19 protein-coding genes are annotated in these 23661 nt (G+C 65.1%); 10 read left to right on the forward strand and 9 right to left on the reverse strand.

All coding sequences use genetic code 11. From position 1 onward, the window contains the following. Positions 1-4: 4 nt before the first annotated feature. The 7 genes from HV711_RS04270 to HV711_RS04300 all read right to left on the reverse strand — a co-directional run bounded on the left by HV711_RS04270 (position 5) and on the right by HV711_RS04300 (position 8215). Positions 5-1228: a winged helix-turn-helix domain-containing protein gene (locus HV711_RS04270; RefSeq protein WP_035484585.1), complete on the reverse strand. Its 1224-nt coding sequence runs from the start codon at positions 1226-1228 to the stop codon at positions 5-7. Between the two features lie 215 nt (positions 1229-1443). After that, positions 1444-1728, reverse strand: a complete 285-nt coding sequence (locus HV711_RS04275; RefSeq protein WP_028361670.1) for a hypothetical protein — start codon at positions 1726-1728, stop codon at positions 1444-1446. A gap of 218 nt (positions 1729-1946) precedes the next feature. Then, on the reverse strand, positions 1947-3668 hold the full coding sequence (locus HV711_RS04280; RefSeq protein ID WP_013591299.1) for an FAD-dependent oxidoreductase: 1722 nt from the start codon (positions 3666-3668) through the stop codon (positions 1947-1949). An 84-nt stretch (positions 3669-3752) separates the two neighbouring features. Beyond that, entirely contained in the window at positions 3753-4745 is a 993-nt protein-coding gene (locus tag HV711_RS04285) for a DedA family protein/thiosulfate sulfurtransferase GlpE (RefSeq protein ID WP_014972678.1), read from the reverse strand. Positions 4746-5062: 317 nt separating this feature from the next. Then, positions 5063-5314, reverse strand: coding sequence for a hypothetical protein (locus HV711_RS04290; RefSeq protein ID WP_013342140.1), 252 nt, complete (start codon positions 5312-5314; stop codon positions 5063-5065). A gap of 343 nt (positions 5315-5657) precedes the next feature. Beyond that, positions 5658-6263, reverse strand: a complete 606-nt coding sequence (locus tag HV711_RS04295; protein WP_035484584.1) for a DinB family protein — start codon at positions 6261-6263, stop codon at positions 5658-5660. Positions 6264-6490: 227 nt separating this feature from the next. Beyond that, a complete protein-coding gene (locus HV711_RS04300; RefSeq protein ID WP_175145005.1) occupies positions 6491-8215 on the reverse strand; it encodes a methyl-accepting chemotaxis protein in 1725 nt (574 codons plus the stop codon). A gap of 291 nt (positions 8216-8506) precedes the next feature. On the opposite strand from HV711_RS04300, the gene HV711_RS04305 reads away from it, so the two are divergent. Next, positions 8507-12040 carry a response regulator gene (locus tag HV711_RS04305; protein ID WP_035484581.1) on the forward strand — a complete coding sequence of 1178 codons (3534 nt, stop codon included), beginning with the start codon at positions 8507-8509 and terminating at the stop codon, positions 12038-12040. Positions 12041-12112: 72 nt separating this feature from the next. Here HV711_RS04305 and HV711_RS04310 read toward each other — a convergent pair whose 3' ends face one another. Both HV711_RS04310 and HV711_RS04315 read right to left on the reverse strand, forming a co-directional pair. Continuing rightward, positions 12113-12514, reverse strand: a complete 402-nt coding sequence (locus HV711_RS04310) for a RidA family protein (RefSeq protein WP_028361674.1) — start codon at positions 12512-12514, stop codon at positions 12113-12115. 105 nt (positions 12515-12619) lie between these two features. Next, positions 12620-14020, reverse strand: coding sequence for a GntP family permease (locus tag HV711_RS04315; RefSeq protein ID WP_013591305.1), 1401 nt, complete (start codon positions 14018-14020; stop codon positions 12620-12622). A 328-nt stretch (positions 14021-14348) separates the two neighbouring features. On the opposite strand from HV711_RS04315, the gene HV711_RS04320 reads away from it, so the two are divergent. From HV711_RS04320 to HV711_RS04360, 9 genes are all read left to right on the forward strand, one after another. Then, positions 14349-15821 (forward strand): sigma-54 interaction domain-containing protein, encoded by a 1473-nt coding sequence (locus tag HV711_RS04320; RefSeq protein ID WP_028361675.1) that lies wholly within the window; start codon positions 14349-14351, stop codon positions 15819-15821. A 112-nt stretch (positions 15822-15933) separates the two neighbouring features. Continuing rightward, complete coding sequence (locus HV711_RS04325) at positions 15934-16194, forward strand: hypothetical protein (protein WP_035484579.1); 261 nt, start codon at positions 15934-15936, stop codon at positions 16192-16194. A 449-nt stretch (positions 16195-16643) separates the two neighbouring features. Continuing rightward, the gene (locus HV711_RS04330; RefSeq protein WP_013591309.1) at positions 16644-16847 is read left to right on the forward strand and encodes a hypothetical protein; all 204 of its coding nucleotides are present in this window, start codon (positions 16644-16646) and stop codon (positions 16845-16847) included. 70 nt (positions 16848-16917) lie between these two features. After that, positions 16918-18114 (forward strand): serine hydrolase domain-containing protein, encoded by a 1197-nt coding sequence (locus tag HV711_RS04335; RefSeq protein WP_035484659.1) that lies wholly within the window; start codon positions 16918-16920, stop codon positions 18112-18114. Between the two features lie 125 nt (positions 18115-18239). Further along, on the forward strand, positions 18240-18530 hold the full coding sequence (locus HV711_RS04340) for an H-NS histone family protein (protein ID WP_013591311.1): 291 nt from the start codon (positions 18240-18242) through the stop codon (positions 18528-18530). 616 nt (positions 18531-19146) lie between these two features. After that, positions 19147-19671, forward strand: coding sequence for a formaldehyde-activating enzyme (gene fae / locus HV711_RS04345; RefSeq protein ID WP_035484577.1), 525 nt, complete (start codon positions 19147-19149; stop codon positions 19669-19671). A gap of 51 nt (positions 19672-19722) precedes the next feature. Then, on the forward strand, positions 19723-20760 hold the full coding sequence (locus tag HV711_RS04350; RefSeq protein WP_013591313.1) for an aldo/keto reductase: 1038 nt from the start codon (positions 19723-19725) through the stop codon (positions 20758-20760). Next, positions 20757-22196 (forward strand): NAD-dependent succinate-semialdehyde dehydrogenase, encoded by a 1440-nt coding sequence (locus HV711_RS04355; protein ID WP_028361677.1) that lies wholly within the window; start codon positions 20757-20759, stop codon positions 22194-22196. Before HV711_RS04350 ends, HV711_RS04355 begins: the two co-directional genes overlap by 4 nt. A gap of 79 nt (positions 22197-22275) precedes the next feature. Then, complete coding sequence (locus tag HV711_RS04360) at positions 22276-23658, forward strand: MFS transporter (RefSeq protein ID WP_035484576.1); 1383 nt, start codon at positions 22276-22278, stop codon at positions 23656-23658. Positions 23659-23661: the final 3 nt, after the last annotated feature.

Raw genomic sequence — 23661 nt, forward strand, 5'->3', positions numbered from 1 at the left:
GCGCCTAGGTTTCGACGTTCTCGCCTGCGCTGAGCGCCTCCAGCCATTCGGGCGCCGCCGACGCGATCTGCAGGTGCGGCGTGCCGTGCCAATCGGCGCACCGTTGCAGCGCGCGCCGCAAATCGCCGGCGAGTCGTGCGCTCGCGCGCACGCCCGCTTCCATGTGCACGGATTTCAATTCGAACACGCCCTGCGCGCGGTGCGCCTTGGCATCGACGCGGCCGACCAGCCGTCCACGGCTCAGCAGCGGCAGCACGAAGTAGCCGTATTTGCGCTTCGCGGCCGGCGTATAGCATTCGATCACGTAGTCGAAGTCGAATAGCGCCGCCGCGCGCTTGCGATCCCACACGACCGGGTCGAACGGCGAAAGCACCGTCGTCACCGTCGACACGAGCTTGCCGCTCGCGGCGTCATCGAGCAGCGGCGCGAACTCGCGATGCGCGAACGTGTCCTGTTTCCAGCCGGGCACCTGCACGGCAATCAGTTCGCCCTGATCGGCCAGCGTGTGAAGTTCGTCGCGATACGGACGGCGCGGCAGACGGTAGTAGTCCGCCACCCAGTCGGCGCGGGCGACGCCGAGCGCCCGGCAGGTGCGGCGCAGCAGTTCGGCCTCGACAACCTCTGGCGGCGGCAGGTCGCGAGCGTCGTTCCAGTGCGGCAGCACGCGTTCGGTAACGTCGTAGACGCGCTGAAAATTGCGCCGCTCGGCCACCATGAGTTGCCCGATGGCGAACAGCACTTCCAGATGACGCTTCTCCGGCTTCCAGTCCCACCAGCCGTTGCCTTTGCCCGACTCGCGAGCGAAATCCGCCGAGCGCACGGGACCCGTCGCGCGAATGTACTCGAGCAGCTTGTCGATGTCTTTGCGGTGCTTGCCGTGCCAGTCGGCTGCGTATTTCCAACCCATGCCGCTCGGATCCAGCATGCGATGGCGCAGCAGACCGTAGTCTTCAATCGGCACAAAGCAGGCTTCGTGCGACCAGTATTCGAACAGCTTGCCCTCGGCGAGATGCTCGTCGAGCCACTGCGGCAAATAGGCGCCGAGCCGGCTGAAGAGCACGAGATAAGGGCTGCGCGCGACCACGTGAATCGTGTCGATCTGCAATTGCGCCATGCGGCGGATGGCGTCGAGCACGTCGGCTTTGGTGGCTTTGCGGCGCGGCGGCGACAACAACCCTTGTGCGGCCAGATGGATGGTGCGGGCGGCGGAAAGCGGAAGGGTCTGCACGCGGACGTCGTTCAGTAAGTGACTGCGATGAGGCGGGGAGGAAGCTTGCCCGAATCAGCAGACGACACTGTAGCGTGAATGCGGCGAGCTGGTGTTTGCCGGGCGCAAAGCGCGGAAGGACCGAACCGCTGAAGAACCGAAGCGCGGAAGCGCGGAAGCGCCCAAGCCCCCAAGCGCCGAAAGTCGATACAACGCCCGCCTGCCGCGCCGAAAACCTACCAGCCACGCCCGTGATGCTTGTCCCAGCCGCGATGCCGCCCATGATCGTGATGCCAACGGCGGTCCCGATAATAGTCGTCGCGGTAGCCGTAACCGTAGACCGGCTGGGGCGCATAGACGACGGGCGGCGGCGCGTACATCACGGGCGGCGCGGCGTAGACCGGGCCCGGCGTGCCGACGAACACGCCGACGTCGACGCGAGCGAAAGCGGCAGTCGATGCGCAGGCGGCGGCAAGTCCGAAGCCGGCGAAGACGACGAAGGCGACGGCGCGTTTGTGCATGCTTTTCTCCTGTGTCCCAGCAAGGCGATGACTCTTTCGACCGTGAGCAGTCACTGTCGAATAGCTGACGTTCATCTTACGAGACAGAAAGAAAGGCGGGTGCAACGAGTTGCAGGCGTCTGTAACAGGGGATTACTTCAGGCGGATACGGCGCGGCGGCAGGGCATTGCGACGGCCCGTCGCCGCATGACGGCAGCGGGCCGTGCACCAGCTTGATGTCAGGCGACCGAGGCCACCGCTTCGTCGGCGGATACGGCCAGGAACTGGTGGATTTGCGCGACCACGGCCGCCCCTTCGCCGACCGCCGCCGCCACGCGTTTGGTCGAGCCCGCGCGCGCGTCGCCGATTGCGTACACGCCTTTCACCGTGGTCGCGAGGTCGCAGGCCGACGCGCCGTGCGCCAGCGCGCCCGTCAGCACGAAGCCCTTGTCGTCGAGCTCGACGCCGCAGGTGCGCAGCCAGTCCGTATTCGGATCCGCGCCGGTGAAGAGGAACAGATGCCGCGCGTCGATCTGCTCCGTGCCGTCGGGCAAAGGCTTTTTCAGCGCGACGCCCGCGAGCCCGCTGTCGTCCGCGACAAGCCGGCCGATCTCTGAATTCGGGTGCACGACGACGTTCGGCAGCGAGCGGATCCGGTCGATCAGATAGCGCGACATCGTGGCCTCAAAGCCGCTGCGCCGGATCAGCACATGGACCTTCGCCGCGTGCGTCGCCAGATAGACGATGGCCTGGCCCGCCGAATTGCCGCCGCCCACCAGCACGACTTCCTGGCGCTTGCACAGCTTCGCTTCCACAGGCGACGCCCAGTAGTACACGCCGCGTCCGTCGAAACGGTCGAGCCCTTCGAGCGCGGGGCGCCGGTACACGGCGCCGCTTGCAATGACGATGGTGCGCGCCGTGATATGGCCGCCGCATTTCAGCTCGAGACGGTACGGCGCCTCGCCGCAATGCAGCGCCTTCACATTGACGGGAATCGCGACGTGCGCGCCGAATTTCTGCGCCTGCACGAACGCGCGCCCGGCCAGTGCCTGGCCGGAGATGCCGGTGGGAAAGCCGAGATAGTTTTCGATCCGCGAGCTCGCGCCAGCCTGGCCGCCCGGCGCGCGGCTGTCGAGCACGATTACCGACAGCCCTTCCGACGCCGCATACACGGCCGTGGCGAGCCCGGCGGGTCCCGCGCCCACAATCGCGACGTCATACACCATGGAGTCGTTGAGATCGGGCAGCAGGCCCAGTGCGGTGGCCAGTTCCGGCATGCTCGGGTGACGCAGCACAGAGCCGTCCGGACAGATGACGAGCGGCATATCCCCGTCTTGCGCGCCGAATTGCTCGACGAGACGCAACGCGTCCTCGTCGCATTCGTCGATCGTGGAGTGCGGATGACCGTTGCGCGACAGGAAGCCTTGCAGCATGACGAGCCGCGCGTCGGTACTGCTGCCGATCAAGATCGGCCCGCCCGCGCCCTTTTCGATCAGCGAGACGCGCCGCAAAATCAGCGCGCGCATGATGCGCTCGCCCAGTTCGGCTTCGGCCACGAGCAGCGCGCGCAGCTTTTCCGGCGGAATCAGCAAGGCCTCGACATGGCTGAGTGCCATGCCGTTGACGAGCGCGTGGCGCCCGGACAGCTGACCGACCTCGGCGAGAAAATGCCCCGGCCCATGTTCGCCGATCAACACTTCGCGTCCGATGCCGTCGCGCTGATAGATCTTCACGCGCCCTTCGAGCAGCACAAACATGCCCGGACCCGTGTGGCCCGTCTCGAACAGCAGTTCGCCGGCTTGCCATTTGCCCACTTCGCCGAACTTGCGCACGCGCTCGATCTCCGCCGGCGTGAGCGCGGGGAACATCTGGTGCATGCGGGTCGACAGATTGGAAAACGGCGCGTCGGCGACCACGGCCTCGGGCTGTGGTTGAACTTCAGGTTCTGCAATGGAAAGCATGGAACCGCTCCTTCGATGTTCGTTGATTGACTGAACGAAGGCGCGACCGCGCACGGCCGGCAGCGCGAGAGAGACGCCGCGGCGTCAAACCGCTTTGGGCGCGACGTGCTCGACCGCGGCCTCGGGTGGCGGCATGCCGGGCAGGGCTTCGACGGGCCAACCGGAGTCGCGCCAGGCTTCCATGCCGCCGCGCAGGGGCAGCACATCGTCAAAGCCTGCTTCGTTCAACTGCTTGGCCATCCAGGCGGCCGAAATTTCATTGGGACACGAACAATAGATCACCACTTTCTGATTGCGCGGATAGGTGGCGACGATCTGGTCCAACTGCCGCTCGTCGGCGAATTGCGAGCCGGGAATGACGAACGGATCGAGCTTGCGTTTCTCGTGCGAGCGGATGTCGAACAGCACGGGTGTGTTGCCGGCCGAGACCAGCGCGGCGAGTTCGTCGACTTCCATGCGCGCGGACGCCAGCTTGTTGATCAACTGACGACGGCGAATCCACCGGTACGCCGCATACAGCAGCAACAGCGCGATGGCAACGAGACCGGCCGTGCGCCCCAACCGCCCGGCGGCCGCGAACACCATGTCGATCTGGTGCGCGAACAATGCGCCGACGATGAGCCCGGTGCCCGACCACAATGCGGCGCCGATGCCGTCGTAAGTGAGAAACGTGCGATAGCGCGTGCCCATGGCGCCGGCCATTGGAATCGACACAATGGACAAGCCCGGGACGAATTTGGCGACGGCCAAGACGCGCACGCCCCAGCGCCCAAAGAACCGCTCCGTCTTCTTCACGCACGTGTCGCGCGACAGCGACAGGCGGCAGATGGTTTTGAGTGTATTGCCGCCGTACATGCGGCCGGCCAGATACCACGCGCTGTCGCCGATCAGCGTGGCGAAAATCGACAGCACGAGCACCGGCAGCAACTGCGTGCCGACGGAGCCCGGATGCATGGCGGCCATCGCCCCGAACAACACGAGCGACGGCATGGCCGGTACGGGCAGGCCGATGGAGGCGGCAAGCACGTTGGCAAAGATGAGCGCCGGGCCGTATTGCTCGACGAGGTCATGTAGCATCGACTTACATCCGCGGCCTTTTCAGGCACGGCGCGCAGTGGGAAAGCAAAGGAGAATGGAGCGATTATGGACCATTTTCAAGGCCTGCAAAGCCCTTGAAACACAACGGTTATTCGGGGTTGCAGGCAGTAGCGCCGCTCGCAAACGCAAAACCCGGCGCGGCCCGAACTGAAAGAAAAACGATTGAAGCTCGCGCGCTTAATAGAAGGTGGCGCGCGAAGAGAAAGGAAGCGGCGCGCCGCGAGCACGGCGCCTGACGAGCCGCCGAACTCGCCGCCGAATTCAACGCGTTTGTGCTTACACGCCGCACAGTGCAGTTATTGACGGTGATTGTGCTGCTCGCCTGGCAGCTCGGCGCCGTGCGCGCGAATCGCCGCAATCAGCTCGGCGGGCGTGATTTCGTAGCGCACTTCCCGATGTATGCCCGGCTTGCGCTCGTCGACTTCGATCAGAAGGATGCCTTTGCCGTCTTCTGTCGACTCGAGGCGCAGCGTGCGCAGTTCGCGCCCGGTTGCGTCGTCGTATTCGGTGAGCAGGGCCATTGACCCGGAAGACCCGGTAGTGCGCATCGAAGTTGTCCTTGTTCCGTTGTTGATCGAATCATTGTACGGGCAGCATGGCGCGCCGTCTGTCGCGCAATATTGACGTTTGAGCGATTCTCCGACGCCGCGACCACGTCCCTTGGTGACAATGAGTTTAACGCGACTCGTCGCGCGGACGACTGCATTTTTCCTGCCCCGTGGCGGTGCACGCGTTCTTCAGGACTGTCACGCGCGTGACGCGAGCTGCGGTTACGCGCAACGACGAACCGCGCGCCTGTTGATCGGCAAAAACGCCCGGCGCGAGGAGCCCATGCAGCGCGCATGGCCACGCATTCCGCTATGAGAAGAAGCCCTGCGCGCCAAGATTTTGCTACAGCGGTCCGCCGCGGTGTGCTTCGCGCATCCGCTGCAATTCCCGCATCTCCGGGGCGCGCAGCGGCGCGTCGCCGTCCAGAAAAAATTCGTCCAGTTGCGGCGGCGCGATTGCGGTGCCGCTCAACATCGCGTGAACCTGCCCGCGATGGTGGATCTGATGCACGAACAGATGCGGCAGCACCTTGCCGACGCTTTCGCGATGCACGCCGACTGAAGGACCGCGGTCGATTGCCACTTCGCGCTGCAGATCGCCGGGTGTCAGTGATTCGCAGAAGCTGAGCAGCGCATGGTCACTGGCCGCCTGCGCTTCCCACAGCGGCTCGGCGCGCGGATAAGGGAGTTCGTCGTCGAAAATCGTGAGGCCCAGGCCGCCGCCGACGAGCGCGTCGAAGTAATAGCGGTCCACCAGAAAGATGTGATTTAACGTGAGTTGCAACGACGGGAAGAAGCTCACCCTGTGCGCAGCGAACGCCTCGTCGCTCAAGCTCAGACACGCGCGATACAGCCGGAGGTTCGACCAGGCGTTGTTGCGCGCCATCGCGGTGAAATGCGAACACAAAGGATCGCGCGGCGCGGGGCCTTGCGACTCGGAAGAAATCATGTCTGCCTCCGCATGCTGACGAGTCTGATGGGTGAGCATGAGTTTGTGCGCATAAACCGCCGCGCCGGCACAGCTTAAACCGCGCGCAAAAAAACGGCCCGTCCGCGTGGACGGGCCGCTAAACGCCGTTGTTACTTGGGTCAGACTGCCCTACATCCATTGGGCACTGACGCTTGCATCGTGAGGCGCCAATACCTCGCTGTCGAGGTGGGAGTAATGCCGATCTATCAGATCAATGCGGCCTCGTCTTGTGCGGCATCGTGAGCATCGCGCGGAACATGCCGCACCGCACTTGCCGGCGTCGCGTCGTGCGCCGCATCGACTGAAGCGCGGCGGCGTGCCTGCGCCGCCGTGTGCGACGCAGACACCGAGCCAGCACGAGGCGCAGCGCCGGCGTCAGCCACCGTGAACAGACGCACGGCCTCGCTCAACACGTCGGCTTGCGCGGCAAGACGCTGCGCTGTGACCGCGGCCTGCTCGACGAGCGCGGCGTTCTGCTGGGTCGCGCCGTCCAGGTGCGAAACCGCCTGGTTCACCTGGCGAATGCCTTCGGCCTGCTCGCTGCTCGCGTTCGCCACTTGCACGATGATCGACGACACGCGTTCGACCGCTTCGTCGATGGCGCGCATTTGCGACGTCGTGCGCGCGACCAGTTCGGTGCCCGCTGCCACCTCTGCCGCGCTCGCCTCGACCACCGTCTTGATTTCCTTCGACGACGCCGCGCAACGTTGCGCGAGCATCCGCACTTCGCTCGCGACCACCGCGAACGAGCGGCCCGCCTCGCCGGCGCGCGCGGCTTCGACGGCAGCATTCAGCGCCAGAATGTTGGTCTGAAAGGCGATGCCGTCGATCACCCCCGTAATGTCGGCAATGCGCCGCGAGGCGGCCGTGATGCCCGCCATCGTCTGTTCGACCTGGCCCGCGATCTTGCCGCCCTCGGCGGCGGCGGCTTGCGCGTCTTTCGCGAGGTCCAGCGCGCGCACGCTGGCGTCCGCGTTCGCTTGCACGGTGGTGGTCAGCTCCTCCATTGTGGCGGCGGTTTCCTCGAGCGACGCGGCCTGCAACTCCGTGCGACGCGCGAGGTCCACGTTGCCGCTCGAAATTTCGCGTGCGTTGTCGAGCATGCCGTGGATCTGCTCGCGCACGTCGAAGACGATCGCAGCCAGATTCGCCTTCAACTGATTCAGTGCCTGCAAGACGTCGCCGAGATCGTCGTGACGCGCGATCTGCAGATCGACCGTCAGATCGCCGGCGGCGAGGCGGGTAGCGAAGCCGCGCATGTCGCGCACGGGCGCCCCGACGTGCCGCGCGAGCAGGCTCCATGAAACCAGACTGACGGCGCTTGCCACGGCGAACGCGATCCAGAACGGCGCAGGCGGCGCGCCCTGCCATGACGCGAGGCCGGCCGCGGCGAGCGCGAGCGGCGTCAATGCATAGCCGGTCGCCGCGCGCGTCGCGACGGGCAGGCGCGTCAGCGCTTGCAGACGCCCACGCAGCCCCGTGCGCACGACGACCCCGCGCAGCAATCTGACGCCGCGTGCTTCGCCGGCGCGCATGCGGGCGTACAAGGCTTCCGCGGCGCGCACGGCGTCACGCGTGGGCTTCACGCGTACGCTCAGATAGCCGACCACGGTGCCTTTCTTGACCACCGGCGTGACGTTTGCATGAACCCAGTAGTGGTCGCCATTTTTGCGGCGATTCTTGACGAGCGCGGTCCACGGACGCCCATCGCGGATTGTGGTCCACATGTCGGCGAAGGCTTCGCGCGGCATGTCCGGATGGCGGATGAGATTGTGCGGCTGGCCGATGAGCTCTTCGTGCGTATAGCCCGACACGGCGACAAAGGCCGGATTGCAGTACTCGATACGGCCGGTGAGATCGGTCGCCGAAACAAGCATTTGCGACGAGGGGAATTCGTACTCGTGCCCGGTGACAGGCTGATTATTGCGCATGACTTTCCTTGCTGTGCTCACGCCGCGCCGTGCGCGGTCTGACGTCGTTGCAAGGAATAACGGCATTAGCCCTGATGTCTTGAGGGTTTCCCCACTAATCCGCTCAGGTTTGCCGGTGCGAGTGCCGTTAAAGCAGGGTTCGGGTGCAGCGAGAAAACGGTCGATTTAAAGGTGCCGGATGCGTCGCGCGCGACCTGCAAAACGTCTACACTGCGCCGGTGTAGGCCAGCAGACGGGGTTCGCCGGAAATCGCAGCGGTCTGCCTGCGGGAACCGCAACATACTTGAGCCGATGCAGAAAATCCTTGATCGTACTCAAGAGTCACTCGCTCAAGCGTTTGCCTCGCTCGCCAACAATGCGCAGCGCCAGCGGCGGGTTTACCTCGCGACAATCGGCTCGCTGATGCTGATGGTGGTCGTCTTTGCGCTGGTACTCGCCGCGGTCGCGGCGCTCAAGCAGCTCGAATACCGCCGCACGTTCGCGTCGCAGAATGCCACCGACCTCTCGCTGCTGCTGCATCGGGAGGAGTCGTTCCTGCGGCGCGCCGAATTGACGCTCGACTATTACGACAGCGCAACCGACGTGCGGCGCGCGCCGGAAGCGGTGGAGCGATCCATTGCGCAAACCGGCGCGGCTCGCGGCAACGTGGAGCGGGTGGACGCGGCGTTCGACATCGTCGTTGGGCAGGCAACGCGCACCGCATGGGACGCAGAATCCGGCGACAAGCTGGGGCGGCTCTACGAAGCGGCACAATCGACGCTGGTGACGCAGCAGGCCTTCGAACTTGCGCAGCGCGCCACGCTCATCGGGCTTCACGAGGATTACGCCGTGATCGTGCCTTCGCTGGCGGGTGCGGATACGGATGCGCACGCCGAGGCGCCGCCGACAGCCCCGGCAGCGCTTCAGGAGGCGGTCATCGGCACGCTGCGTGAGACGATCGAGCGCGAACTGCAACTGCAAACCGGCAAGCGCGCGCCGGCCAAGGGCGAGCGTGTCTGGGTCGGGCCGTACCGCGATCCGCTGCGCAATGCGCCGGTGGTTTCCGCGGTGAGCGCCTATTACGAAGGCGACACGCCGGTCACGCTGATCAGCGCGAGCATTCCGCTCGACGTGCTCGCGGCGCGCGTTGCGCCGCCGGGCGGCGCGGGCGCGACGCTGCTGATGGCGCCCGACCGCCGCATCCTGGCGTCGTCCGCCGCGCTCGACGCGCAAACCGGTGCGATGCTGCAACAGACGGTGGCCGCGACCGCGCCCCACGTCTTCCACTTCGGGCGGCAAGGCGCGATCTTCCACGAGCCGTTGATGCCTGGCTTCGGCTCGCTCGTCGGTTATGTGCCGTGGAGTGCGCTCGCGCTGGCGATGGGCTGGCAGCTCGGCGTAATCGGCGGCCTTACGTTGCTGGTGCTGCTGGCGATCGTGCTCACCGCACGCTGCTTCGGCCTGCGGCTGTTGCGCAATGCATTCGCCGAAACGTCGCGCGCGTTGGAAAGCGAGACGCTCAATCACATTCTGGTGAGCGCGACGCCGGTGGGACTGTGCATCGTCAGGCAAAGCGACCATTCGATATTGACGGCGAACACGCTCGCCACCGAACTGCTGCATAGCAAGCCGGGCACGAGCCGCCTGCCGCAGCATATTGCCGCCGCGTTTCTCGCCGAGGCGCCGAAGCGGGCTTCGGCTGACGCTTTTGCGCGGGTGGCGGCTTTTGTCGCGCCAGCCGCGCCGGTGCCGCCTGCGCAGCTTGGGAACCCCGGGCACCCGACACCGGCAGAACTCTCGCAACCGCAGGCATCTGCCGGCTCGAACGAAGCCGACGCCGCGCAAGTCCAGTTTCTGCAGTTCACCTACGCGCCTGCCCGTTACGCCGGCGAAGACGTGCTGTTTTGCGCGATCTTCGACGTGACCGCGCAACACGCGCTCGAACAGGAGTTGCGGCACGCGCAGCAGACGTCGGAAGCGATGATGCGCGCGCGCACGAATTTCTTCGCCGCCATGAGCCACGAAATCCGCACGCCGTTGAACGCGCTACTCGGCAATCTGGAACTGTTCGCGCGCACGCCCGGCCTCGAAGCGCATGCGCAGCGGCTTGCGAGCCTGAACGTGGCGGGCGATGCGCTGCGCCGCGTCGTCAACGATATTCTCGATTTTTCCAAGATCGATGCCGGCGAAATGCTGCTCGTGCGTGCACCGTTTGCGCTGCTTGACGCGTTCGAGACCATTGCGCTTTCGTATGCGTCGATGGCGGGCGACCGGCCCGTCCGTTTCTATTCGCTGCTTTCGCCGACGCTCGAACGGACCGTTATCGGCGACAGAATGCGCGTCGCGCAGGTGATCAACAATCTGTTGAGCAACGCGTTCAAGTTCACGTCGAGCGGCAAGATCACGCTGCAGGCAGAGCTCGTCGACAATGCGCAAGGCGAGCCGGTTCTGCATTGCCGCGTCTGCGATTCGGGGCCGGGCATGAGCGACGAATTAATCACGCGGCTATTCAAGCCGTTCGCGCAGGGCGAGGCGGGCGCATCGCGCGGCGCCGGCAGCACGGGACTCGGGCTCGTGATTTGCGCGCGCCTGTGCGCACTGATGGGCGGCACGATTTCCGCGGAAAGCGTAGTCGGCGTGGGCAGCGTGTTCAATGTATCGATTCCGCTCGCCGCAACCGCGGAGGAAAAACCCGCGCCCAAAGCGGCCGAACGCGGGCCGCTGCTCGCGCTTTTTCACGATCGGCAGGTTGTCGATCTGCTCGGCCGCTGGCTCGAACACTTCGGCTGGCGCGCACACGTGGTGTCGACGCTGGCCGACGCGCAGGCGTGGCTGCGCACCCACCACCCGAAGGCGTTGATCGTCTCTGGCGCCTACGATCTGGACACGATTGCCGGCTTGCGTGCGTTGCAGCCGGTGAACGCCGTGTGGATCACGCAGGGTGGCCCTGAGCGGCCGCAGGCGCGCGGCGAGGGCGTGCTGGAAGTGACGGAATTCAGCGGGACGGCGGTGCGCGCGGCCATCGAACTGGCCGCCGACGGCGTGCCCGTCGCGGGCGCGGCGTTCGCGACATCGCACAAGGCGTCCGGCGCAACGGCTCCGCTCGCGGTGCATCCCGCGTTGCGAGGTCTCAGGGTTCTGGTCGCCGAGGACAATCCGCTGATTCAGAGCCTGATCGCCGAACAGCTGGGCACACTCGGGTGCGTGCCGGCCATCGCGGCCGATGGCGAGCAGGCGCTCGGCCTCTTCGAGACCAGGTCATTCGACGTCGTGCTCACCGATATCCATATGCCCGCGATGGACGGCTATGCGCTGCTCGCCGCGCTGCGCAAGCTGGACCCGCAACTGCCGGTGCTCGCGTTCAGCGCGGTGGCCGAGGATCAGGACGCGCAAAGCTGGCGCGAGCGCGGCTTCAGCGGCCACGTGTCGAAGCCTGCCTCGTTGAGCGAACTGGAGGCCGCATTGGCCGCGGTGGCGCCTGCGCCGGAAGACCGCGCAGCGCCGGTGGCCGAGCCCGCACCCGCGTCCGCCGCACCGGGAAACACCCTCGCCGCCGACGACAAAGCCCGCTACACGGCCATGCTCAAGGAGCATCTGAAAAACGATTTGCCGCGGCTTCTTGCCATTGTCGACGAAGAAGACCGGCAGGCGCTGGCCGGCTGGGCGCATAGCGCGAGCGGCGCGTTTGTGATCGTGCAGGAGCCGAGGTTCGTCGACGCATGCAGGCAGTTGCAGCGGCTGTGCAACGACAGCGCAAGCTGGACCACCGAAATGGACGAGCGCGCCGTGTCGCTGCACGAAGCCTTGTGCGACCACTATGGCGTCGACGAAGAATCGGCGCGTTGAGCCGCGAATTCAACGCGCGCCTCACGTTGCGCGTTCAACGTGCGCCGTCAACCCGCGCGGCGGCGTTGCGGCTCAGCCCGGCCGGCGTGCGACGAAGTCGATTTCCACCAGCGCGTCACGAGCCAAGGCAGTGACGCCGATGCAGGTGCGCGCGGGCAGCGCGTCGGCGGGAAAGTACGCGCGATACGTCTCGTTCATTGCCGCGTAGTCGCGCTTGAACTCAGTGAGGAAAATACGCACGGCGACCACGTGTTGCAGGCCGAGATCGAGGCCCTTCAGCACCAGCACGAGGTTGTCCATGACGCGCCGGGTTTGCGCGACCACACCTTCGGGAAGCGGCGCGGCGTCGTCAGTGGGAGAGGTGGGCATCTGGCCCGTGAGGAACACCCAGCCGTCGGATTCGGCGGCGTGACTAAACGGGCCAACCGGCGTCGGGGCGCCGGGGATCATCCAGAAAGCGGGGGTAGGGCTCATGGAGATTGCACCTCACGGCTGAGAGTGTCGGGTTGACACGATAACTGATCAAAAGTCGCGATGCCGGCGAGCCGGCCGGCATCCTCTCCTGAAGCAATCCGGCGCTTACACGAGCCCCGTCGTGTAATAGACGGCGATCACGAAGAACACCGCCAGCGTCTTGATGACGGTCACCGCAAAAATGTCGCGATACGACTGACGGTGCGTCAATCCGGTCACGGCCAGCAGCGTAATCACCGCGCCGTTGTGCGGCAGCGTGTCCATGCCGCCGCTTGCCATGGCGACCACGCGGTGCAGCACTTCCATCGGAATATGCGCGGCCTCGGCACCCTTGATGAACACGTCCGACATGGCTGCGAGCGCGATGCTCATGCCGCCTGACGCCGAGCCGGTAATACCCGCCAGCGAACTGACCGACACCGCCGCGTTGACGAGCGGATTCGGGATGCTCTTCAGCGCGTCGCTGACCACGAGAAAGCCCGGCAACGCCGCGATCACGCCGCCGAAGCCATATTCCGACGCTGTATTCAGCGACGCCAGCAGCGCGCCCGCCACGGCGGCCTTGGTGCCGATCGCAAAGCGCTCGCGCACGCGGCCGAAGGCCGTCAGCACGACCATGACGATGCCGAGGAGCAGCGCGCCCTCGACAGCCCAGATGGCCACCACGGTCTTGATCGTCGTGGTGAGCGGGGTGTGAACGCCCGGCAGAATGTCCGGCGCGACGGTGTACGAAACGCCGTAGGCGGTCGGAATCCAGCGCGTCAGCACGAAGTTCGCGACGCCTACCAGCACCAGCGGCGCAATGGCGAGCAACGGATGCGGCAGTTGCTTCGACTCGACGCGCTCCGGCTCGTTGAGGAGTTCCGTGCCATAGCCTTCTCCGGCTGCCATCGCGGAGCGGCGGCGCCATTCCAGATAGCTGAGACCCACCACGATGATGAACAGCGAGCCCGTCACGCCGAGCGCGGGCGCGGCCCACGAGGTCGTCTTGAAGAACGTGGTCGGGATGATGTTCTGGATTTGCGGCGTGCCCGGCAGCGAATCCATGGTGAACGAGAATGCGCCGAGGGCGATGGCGCCTGGCATCAGGCGCTTCGGGATATTGCTCTGGCGATACAGCTCGGCGGCAAACGGATACACCGCGAACACCACCACGAACAGCGAGACGCCGCCGTAGGTGAGCAGCGCGCACACGGCGACGATCACGGCATTCGCGCGCGACCGGCCAATGTAGCGGATCGCGGCGGCCACGATCGACTCGGAGAAGCCGGACAGTTCGATGACCTTACCGAACACGGCGCCGAGCAGAAACACCGGGAAATACAGTTTGACGAAGCCGACCATCTTCTCCATGAAGATGCCGGTGAACACGGGCGCGACGGCGGCCGGATCGACCAGAAGGACGGCGGCGAGCGCGGCGATCGGCGCGAACAGAATGACGCTGTAGCCGCGGTACGCGGCGAACATCAGAAACGCCAGCGCGGCAAGGACGATGACAAAGGACATTGAGTCTCCAGAAGCTTGGTTTGTTCTACGTGTACGCCGTCTCCTCGTAGCGACGGCATGGCGCCCGCGAACGCAGGTTCCATGCCATGCGGCTCGCAACGGCTGCCGCGCCGACGCGGCGGGCGTACGTCGCGAAAACCGGGAGACGCGGCGCCGCCGATTGTACCCAAACGTCTCAAAACAGGGATGCGAATTGCACGATCTGTGGCTGACAGCGGCGCCAAAGCCTTGATGCAGTGGGCTTGTCGCGAATCTCTCTATTGAGATAGGCTTGTCTCCGGATAGAGACAGAGCGGCCAATAAAACGATACCCGGAGACAGCGACAACATGATGAACGACTGGGCGGGCCTTCCCGCCACCTACGGCGACGTGCTGCGCCGCGCGATGGATTCCCTGTTTCGCACGTTCGAAAACTTCAGCGAAGGCACGTTTATCGTCGACGCCGAAGCGCGCGTCGTGTGGATCAACAAGCGTTACGCGGCGCGCTTCGGTTTTGCCGACCCGGAACAGGCCATCGGCCGCGATTGCGAAGCGGTGATTCCCAACAGCCTGATGCGCGAAGTCGTCAAAACGGGCAAGCCGATCCTGCTCGATATTCTGGAAACGGACCGCGAGCCGCTCGTCGTCACGCGTCTGCCGCTGAAGGACGACGCCGGCGAGACCGTCGGCGCCGTCGGCTTCGCGCTGTTCGACGAGCTCAAGGCGCTGACGCCGCTGTTTTCGCACTACTCGCGCGTGCAGGAAGAACTGATCGCGACGCGTCAGTCGCTTGCGCAGGCGCGCCGGGCCAAATACACGTTCGGCAGTTTTGTCGGCACCAGCACGGCAAGCCTTGAGGTGAAGCGCCAGGCGCGCCGCGCGGCCCAACTGGAGTCGCCGGTGCTGCTGCTCGGTGAAACGGGCACGGGCAAGGAACTGCTCGCGCACGCGATCCACGGCGGCTCGGCGCGCGCGAACCAACCGCTCGTAACGGTGAACGTGGCGGCGATTCCGGACACCCTGCTCGAAGTCGAGTTCTTCGGCGCGGCGCCGGGCGCCTACACGGGCGCGGACCGCAAGGGGCGGGTCGGCAAGTTCGAGCTGGCGAACGGCGGCACGCTGTTCCTCGACGAGATCGGCGACATGCCGTTGCCTTTGCAGGGCAAGCTGCTGCGTGTGTTGCAGGACAAGGAGTTCGAGCCGCTCGGCTCGAACCGGATCGTGCGCGCGGACGTGCGGATCATCGCGGCCACCTCGGCCGATTTGCCGGCGCTCGTCGCGGCTGGACGTTTTCGCGCGGACCTGTTCTATCGCCTGAACGTGCTGACGATCCACGCTCCGCCGCTGCGCGAGCGCGCTTCCGACATCGAGGCGCTCGCCTACGCCATGCTGGAGGATCTGTCGAGCCAGGCGCGCGGCGGCAGCCACTACGAATTGCAGGACGACGCGTTGCGGCTGCTCTGCTCCTACGGCTGGCCAGGCAATGTGCGCGAGTTGCGCAATACGCTGGAGCGCGCCGTCATGCTTTCCGACAGCGAGCGGATCGACGCGCGGGCGCTCGCGCCGTTCATCGGTGCGGGGCAGAACGGCGCGCCGGGCGCCGGCTTGCCGCCGCCGGACGGCAACGCGCAGGTCGCTGCCGAAAACGGCCAGGCGGCACAGCCGTCGTCATGGAGCGACGCGATGGCGGCTTTCGAAAAGCGCTTTCTGAGCGAGGCCCTGCGCGCGAACGGCGGCCGCGTGATCGAGACTGCCGCGCAAATCGGCATGGGCCGCGCGACGCTCTACAAGAAAATTGCGGCGCACGGCATCGAAGTTTGAAACAAGCGTTCGTGCGGCGGCGGTCGCGGCGGCGCTTGCGGCGGATCACGCAGCGTCATAGTCGCGTGGCACAATCGCGTGATCTAAAAACAAGACGTGATCGGGGTTTCACATGAACCGGAGCTTCTCTTTCCTGGCGCGCGGTACCGGCGCGACGCTGGCACTTGCCGCGGGCGCGGCATTGGGCGGCTGCAGCAGCAGCGCGCCGCTCTTTCTGTCGGACGGCCGTCCGACCACGCTGGTGGAATGCCCGGCGGGCTCGGACTCGTGCACGCAGCAGGCCGCCGCGAGCTGCGGCGGCGGGTTCGACACCGTCCGACGGTCCACGAGCAACGGCACCCTCAGCCTGATCTACGCCTGCCGGGCTAAGTAACGCGTTCCACGCGCCGCGCCTTCCGCGCGCGGCCGATATACACCCCCGTCTCGCTGATTCCGCGGAAAACTGTTTCGACAAGTGCGCCAGCGTCATAAATGGATGCTTCTAATGCGGCTGCTTGCACGGAGCGTGTAATGCACTCCGCATATCAAATTCAAGTTACTGCGTTTTATTCCGGACGGATCGACATCGATAAAAAGTCGCTGTATTTTTTCGCACTGGAGTGAAGTCGGTGCGCCAGGTAACGGAACGTCAAATCCCGCGGCAGTATTCTATTTTCACAGGTTCGCTAGCGCATGCGACCAGCAGCTTTTGCCGATAACGAGGCCGGTCGGCAAAAGCGAGGAAGAAGTTGCCGACACAAAAAACGATGCGTTGAGAGCGGCACATATTGTGCTTTTCCGTTGCGTTTCGAATTAAGTCAACGAGTATTCCGGGGAAAAAGAATGAATCACCATCAGCTCGAAAAAGACATCCAGCATCTCGAACACGTCATTTCACACATTTCCGCTGAAGACCGAATCCCGCTGTCGTATTGGCGTAACCGCATCGATTCGGTTTCCGACGCCGTCCGCATGCCGACACAGGTCAATCGCATCAAACGTCTGAATGCCGCGCTCGCGGCGCTGGAAGAGCGGCAAAAAGATTGACTGCCGTCGCGGTCGCGGCTTAGCCTCGTCGTCTTCCCTCGACTACACCACGCCGGGACACACCATCGACATGCAAGCAGGATTTTCAGCGGCCCGGCTCGCGGCCTTGACGCGGACTTTGCAGGACTACGTCGAGCGCGGCGAGGTGGCGGGCGTCGTCGCGCTCGCGTGGCGGCGCGGCGCAACCGGCTACTTCGAGGCGCTCGGCCTGCGCGACGAAGCCGCGCACTTGCCGATGGAGCGTGACACTCTGTTTCGCATTGCGTCGATGACAAAACCGGTGACGAGCGCCGCCATTCTCATGCTCGTGGAAGAAGACCGGCTCGCGCTCGACACGCCGATCGCGCAGTGGCTGCCGGAGCTGGCCGCGCCGCGCGTGTTGCGCGATCCGGGCGGTCCGCTCGACGAGACCGATCCGGTGCGCACGCCGCTGACCGTGCTCGACCTGCTCACGCATCGCGCCGGCTTCGCGTATCACTTCACCGCGATGGGGCCGCTCGCGCAGGCGTACGCGGCCGCGTTCAACGGCTTCGACGCGCGCGGCGACGTGAACGCGTGGCTCGCGCGCATCGCCGAATTGCCGTTGATGTTTCAGCCCGGCTCGCGCTGGCACTACGGCATCGCAACCGACGTGCTCGGCGCACTCATCACGCGAGTGAGCGGCATGTCGCTCGGCGACTTTTTCCGCACGCGGATTTTCGAGCCGCTCGGCATGCGCGACACCGCGTTCTGGGTGCCGGAGCCGCAGCTGCCGCGGCTCGCCACCGCTTATGGTGTCGATGCCGACACGCGGCGGCGCGTGGTCGAGGATCACGCGTCGGCGAGCCGTTGGGCGAATCCGGCGCGCTTCCAGAGCGGCGGCGGCGGGCTCGTCTCCACCGCAGAGGACTATCTGCAGTTCGCGCAGTTGCTATTGCGGCGCGGGCGCGTGGGCGACACACGCTTACTCTCGCATCGTTCCGTCGATCTCATGCGCTCGAACTTCCTGACGCGCGACCAGCGCCGCCTGCCGGCTTTGGGTCACGTGATGTGGGCGGCCCAGGGGTTCGGCCTCGGCCTGTCTATCGTCGACGATCCGGCGCAGCAACTGCCGCAGGGTTATCGGTCGATGGGCTCGTTCGGCTGGCCCGGCGCTTTCGGCACGAGCTGGTTCGCCGACCCGGTGGAAGATCTGATCGGACTCATGCTGATCCAGCGCCGTTCCATTGAGCCGTTTCCCATGGCAGTCGACTTCGAACGCCGCGTGTACGATGCCATCGACGATTGAATGCGCGCGCCTCGTGTGTTCCGCCGCCCCTTCAGACAGCGCGCGGTGACGGGCGCTCTATCCGGCGTTTTATTCGTCTGGTAGCGTTCGCACTTCGGTTCGCCACAATCACTGGAGCATCCGTCATGGCCTCATACAAGCAGTTGACTGCGCAGCTCGAGAAGCTTCACAAGGAGGTTGCGGCGGCTCGCGAAAAGGAAATCGCACAAGCGATCGCCGACATCAGGCAGAAAATTGCCGAATACGATCTCACCGCCGAGGAACTCGGCTTTGCGAAAACTCGCCCGGCGGTGCGCAAAGGCGCGGCGGTCGCCAAGTATCGCAACCCGAAAACCGGCGAAACGTGGAGCGGCCGCGGCCGTTCGCCCGCGTGGCTCGCCGGCAAGAACCGCGAACGTTTTCTCATCGATGCCTGATGCGCGGCTGCGGCTCGCCTTTTTGCGCGTATCGCTTTGACGTGCATCTCGCAAGTGATGCAGCAGCGCGTTTTTTTGCACTGCTGCGCAGGTCCCGAAAACGCTCACCTTTGGATTCGATTCGCGGTGCCGGCGATTGATGCTGACGGACAACGCATACGCGGCGCTTTATTTCGGTGAGCCTGACTTCGTCGCTGCGCGCACCCGCCGCACGGTGAGCCCCAGTCACGACTCACGGCTCACCCATCCCGCACCAACCCGCGCCAGCCTTGGCTGAAGGGCATTCCCAGGCTGTGCGAAGCATCGCGTGAAGCGCCACCGCGCTGAATTAATCGCGCCACGAGCGAAGCCGGCAGCGGACCGACGCAGCGCGTCGGTGCAACAAGCATCTCGCGGATGCTCACCTTTCGCTCTCCTGCACACCTCGCCGCGGCAAGTCCCGAAAACGCTCACCTTTGCGTGCGTCGCGGCCAGCGACAAAGCGCGCCTCTTACTCGACCACTCCGGGGAAATCCGGAGTTGAGTTCGCCTCATACCCCGGATCAAAACTCATCGATACATGGTCGCGGACGTCGAACGCCACAATCGGTCATCCACTTAACTCAACGGAAAGACCATGAGCGTATCGGCGGACAAACAACTTTTTATCGGCGAAGGATTCGAAGGCCCGGGCGTGAACCTCGCCCATATCAACGTGCTGGTCGGCCCGCGCAACGGCCCCGCGGGCCAGGCTTTTGCGACGGCGCTCGCGACGCCCTCGGCGGGACACGCGCCGTTCGTCGTGATCGCGCGCCCCGGCGTACCCACCAAGCCGCTGACGCTCTACGTGAACAAGGCGCAGATCGGCAGCGAGTTCCACGGCAACGCGACGTGGGGCGCGTCGCAAGCCGGCATCGCGAAGGCGGTGGCCGAGTCGCTGGAGAACGGCACGTTGCCGCCCGAGGCGGAGAACGATTGGGTGGTGGTGTCGGCGAACTGGGTGAATACCGCGACCGATGACCTCGACGCCGTCTTCGACAACAACTACCGCGCGTGCAAAAACGCCATTCTCGCGGCGATGAAAGGCCTGCCGCATCGCGACGAAGTCTTCGCGGCCGCGCGCGACGTCTCGAATCCCTTCTACACACCGAAACAACGCTGATAGCGGCACCGCTCGCACGCAGCCGCATCCATCTGCAAGGAGACAGGTTTCATGGAATACGTTCGCCTCGGCCAATCCGGCCTGAAGGTCTCGCGCTTGTGCCTCGGCACCATGAATATGGGCACGCCGCAATGGAAGCCCTGGATTTTCGACGAAGCGCGCAGCGAGCCGATTGTTCGCCACGCGCTCGAAGCCGGCGTCAATTTCATCGACCTCGCCGATTTCTATTCGACGGGTGTCGGCGAAGAAGTGGTGGGGCGCATCCTGAAGCGCCTCGCGCGCCGCGAGGAAATCGTGGTGACCACGAAAGTCGGCTACGACATGGGCGCCTATCAGAACGCGGGCGGCCATTCGCGCAAGCACATCATGGACGGCATCGACGGGTCGCTCACGCGCCTCGGCATGGATTACGTCGACATCTATATGCTGCATTTCTTCGACGTGAACACGCCGGTCGAAGAAACCATGGCCGCGCTGAACGACATTGTGCGTGCCGGCAAGGCGCGCTACATCGGCGTCTCGACCATGTACACGTGGCAGTTCGCGAAGATCATGCAAGCTTGCGAGCGCAACGGCTGGCACAAGCCGATCAACATGCAGCTGCAGTTGAACCTGGCCTATCGCGAGGAAGAGCGCGAAATGATTCCGTACTGCGAGGATCAGGGCGTCGGCGTCTCGGTGTTCAGTCCGCTCGCGCGCGGGCTCCTGACGAGCGACGCTAACTCGACGCGCAATCAGACCGACTTCTTCACCGCGCAAATGTATGGCGATGGCGTGTCGCGCGAGGTTGCGGCGTCGGTGGCGCGCGTGGCCGCGCGGCGCGGCGTGTCGCCCGCGCAGATTGCACAGGCGTGGGTGCTCGCACATAAAGGCGTGGCCAGCATGCTGGTCGGGGCGGACACGCCCGCGCAATTCGACAGCGCCGTGGCCGCGCTTAGCACCGCGCTTTCCGACGACGAACTGTTCGAGCTCGAACGCAACTACACGCCGTGCGACCTGATCAACGATTACACCGCCGGCAAGCGCATTGCGCGCGAGCCGCGGCCGGCACAAGGCGCGTTCGCCGGCCAACTGGAGGAAGCCGCATGAACCCGTTCTTGCGGACCGGACATTACATCGGCGGCGAGTGGCACGACGGCGCGAGCACGTACCCGGTGCTCAATCCGGCGACAGGCGAAGTGATCGCGCTAGTCGCAAAAGGCGGCGCGGCCGAGGCGACGCAAGCCATTGCCGCGGCAGAGCGCGCTTTTCCCGCCTGGCGCTCGTTGACCGCGAAGGAGCGCGGCGCGCGCGTCAGGCGTTGGGGCGAGTTGATGCTCGAGCATCGCGACGCACTGGCCGAACTGTTGACGCGCGAGCAGGGCAAGCCGCTCGCCGAGGCGCGCGGCGAAGTCGGCTACGCAGCGAGCTTCTTCGAATGGTTCGCGGAAGAAGCGAAGCGCGCGTATGGCGACGTGATTCCAAGCCCGAATCCGAACGCGAAGATCATCGTGACGCGCGAACCCGTCGGCGTGGTCGCGGCCATCACGCCGTGGAATTTCCCGCTCGCCATGATTACGCGCAAGGCCGGCCCCGCGCTCGCGGCCGGCTGCACGATGGTGCTCAAGCCATCGGAAGAGACGCCGTTGTCGGCGTTCGCGCTCGCCGTGCTGGCCGAGAAGGCGGGCATTCCACCGGGCGTGTTCAACATCGTTTCCGGCGATGCCGCCGCGATAGGCGGCGCGCTGACCGAAGCGGAGGTGGTGCGCAAATTGTCGTTCACCGGCTCGACGCGCGTCGGCAAATTGCTTGCGAAACAGTCGGCGGATACGTTGAAAAAGCTCTCGCTCGAGTTGGGCGGCAACGCGCCGTTCATCGTTTTCGACGACGCCGATCTCCACGCCGCCGTGCAAGGCGCAATGGCGTCGAAGTTTCGCAACAGCGGGCAAACCTGTGTCTGCGTGAATCGCTTCTACGTGCAGGACGGCATTTACGACGCGTTCACGCAGGCGCTCGCCCAGGCCGCGCGCAAGATGCGCGTGGGCAACGCGCTGCAGGGCGATGTCGAACAAGGGCCGCTCATCAATCCGGCCGCGTTGGCGAAGGTGCAAGCGCATGTCGCGGACGCGTTGCAGAAGGGCGCCCGGGCGTTGACCGGCGCGAGGCCGCATGCGCTAGGCGGCACCTTTTATGAACCGACGGTTCTCGTCGATGCAACGAGTTCGATGCTGATCGCCCAGGAGGAAACGTTCGGGCCGGTTGCTGCGTGCTTTCGCTTTACCACCGAAGGGGAGGCCGTGGCCGCCGCAAACGCAACGCCGTTCGGGCTCTCCGCGTATTTCTACACGCGCGATCTGGCGCGCGCGTGGCGCGTCGGCGAAGCGCTTGAAAGCGGCATGGTGGGCATCAACGAAGGGATTCTGTCCACGGAAGTCGCACCGTTCGGCGGCGTCAAGCAATCAGGCTTGGGTCGCGAAGGCTCGAAGTATGGACTCGATGAGTACACCGAACTGAAGTACATGCTGATGGGCGGTTTGGGGCGTTGAGCGTCAGGCAGTGGCGGCAATGAAGCTGCCGCGCTGCCGCGGCGCCGTCCCCCCGAACAAGACAAACACAGGAGACACCATGAATAATCAGGATATCCAGGCAACGCATCTCGGACTCGCGCCCGCCTTCCCGGCGGCGGTGTCGCCCGCAAAGCAGCCCGTTTCCATCGACGACGTGCCGCTGAATGCATTCCACGTCAAGATTGCGGGCCTCACGTTCGGCGCCCATTTCACCGAAGGCTTCGCGCTCGGCACCATCGGCTATGCGCTCGCGGCGATGAACCGGCAGATGCCGCTCGACGCGTTCTGGATGGGCATGATCGGCAGTTCCGCGCTGATGGGCATTTTCGTCGGCAGCCTCGTGTTCGGCTGGCTGTCGGACCGGCTCGGCCGGCAGAAGATTTTTCTGATGAGCTTTCTCATCATCACCGTGGCTGCCTTTGCGCAGTTCTATGTGCGTTCGCCTGTCGAGCTGTGTCTGCTGCGCGTGTTGATCGGCTTCGGCATGGGCGGCGACTTTGCGGTGGGCCACGCGATTCTCGCGGAATTTTCGCCGCGCAAGCATCGCGGCACATTGCTCGGCTCGTTCAGCGTCATCTGGACGATCGGCTACGTGGTCGCGAATGTGCTCGGCATGCATTACGCCGATGCTTCGCCGGATGCATGGCGCTGGCTGCTCGCCTCGGCGGGCATTCCGGCTGTGATCGTGCTGGTCGCGCGCGTGGGCACGCCGGAGTCGCCGCGCTGGCTGCTCGGCAAGGGGCGGATCGCCGAGGCGAAGTCGGTCGTCCTCAGGCACTTCGGCGAAAACGTCACGCTTGACGACGGCCATGACGAACACGCGCAGACAGCGAGCGGGTTCATGCGTCTCTTCGAAAAAGACCTGATTCGCCGGACGATCTTCAACTGCGCGTTCTTCGTGTGCCTCGTCATTCCGTATTTCGCGATTTACACGTTCCTGCCGACCATCCTGAAAGCGATTCATCTGAACAACGACTCCGGCGCGGATCTGCTGCTGAACGGTTTTCTGGTGCTGGGCGCGCTGATCGGCATCTGGCTCACCATCAAGCTGTCGCGGCGCGCCTTTCTGATCGGCTCGTTTGCCGTGACCTGCGTGTCGCTGATTGCATTGAGCGCGCTGCCCGAGTCGGCCACGCTCGCCATGATCGTCGCGTTCGGCGTTTTCACGCTGACCATGTCGGCATTCTCGAACCTGGTCGGCGTGTTCCCGCCCGAATGCTTTCCCACCGAAGTCCGCGCGTGTGGCGTCGGTCTCGCCATTGCGTGCAGCCGCCTCGGCTCGGCGGTGGGCACATTCCTGCTGCCGCTCGGCATTGCCGGCTTCGGATTTCACGTCACGATGATCGTGCTGGCTGCCGTGCTGCTGGTGGGCATGATTGTTTCGATTGCCTGGGCGCCCGAAACCAAACATTTGACGCTCAATGAGGCGAGCGGCGGCTGAGAG

Source organism: Paraburkholderia phenoliruptrix, assembly GCF_902859825.1.
Classification (GTDB): Bacteria; Pseudomonadota; Gammaproteobacteria; order Burkholderiales; family Burkholderiaceae; genus Paraburkholderia; species Paraburkholderia phenoliruptrix.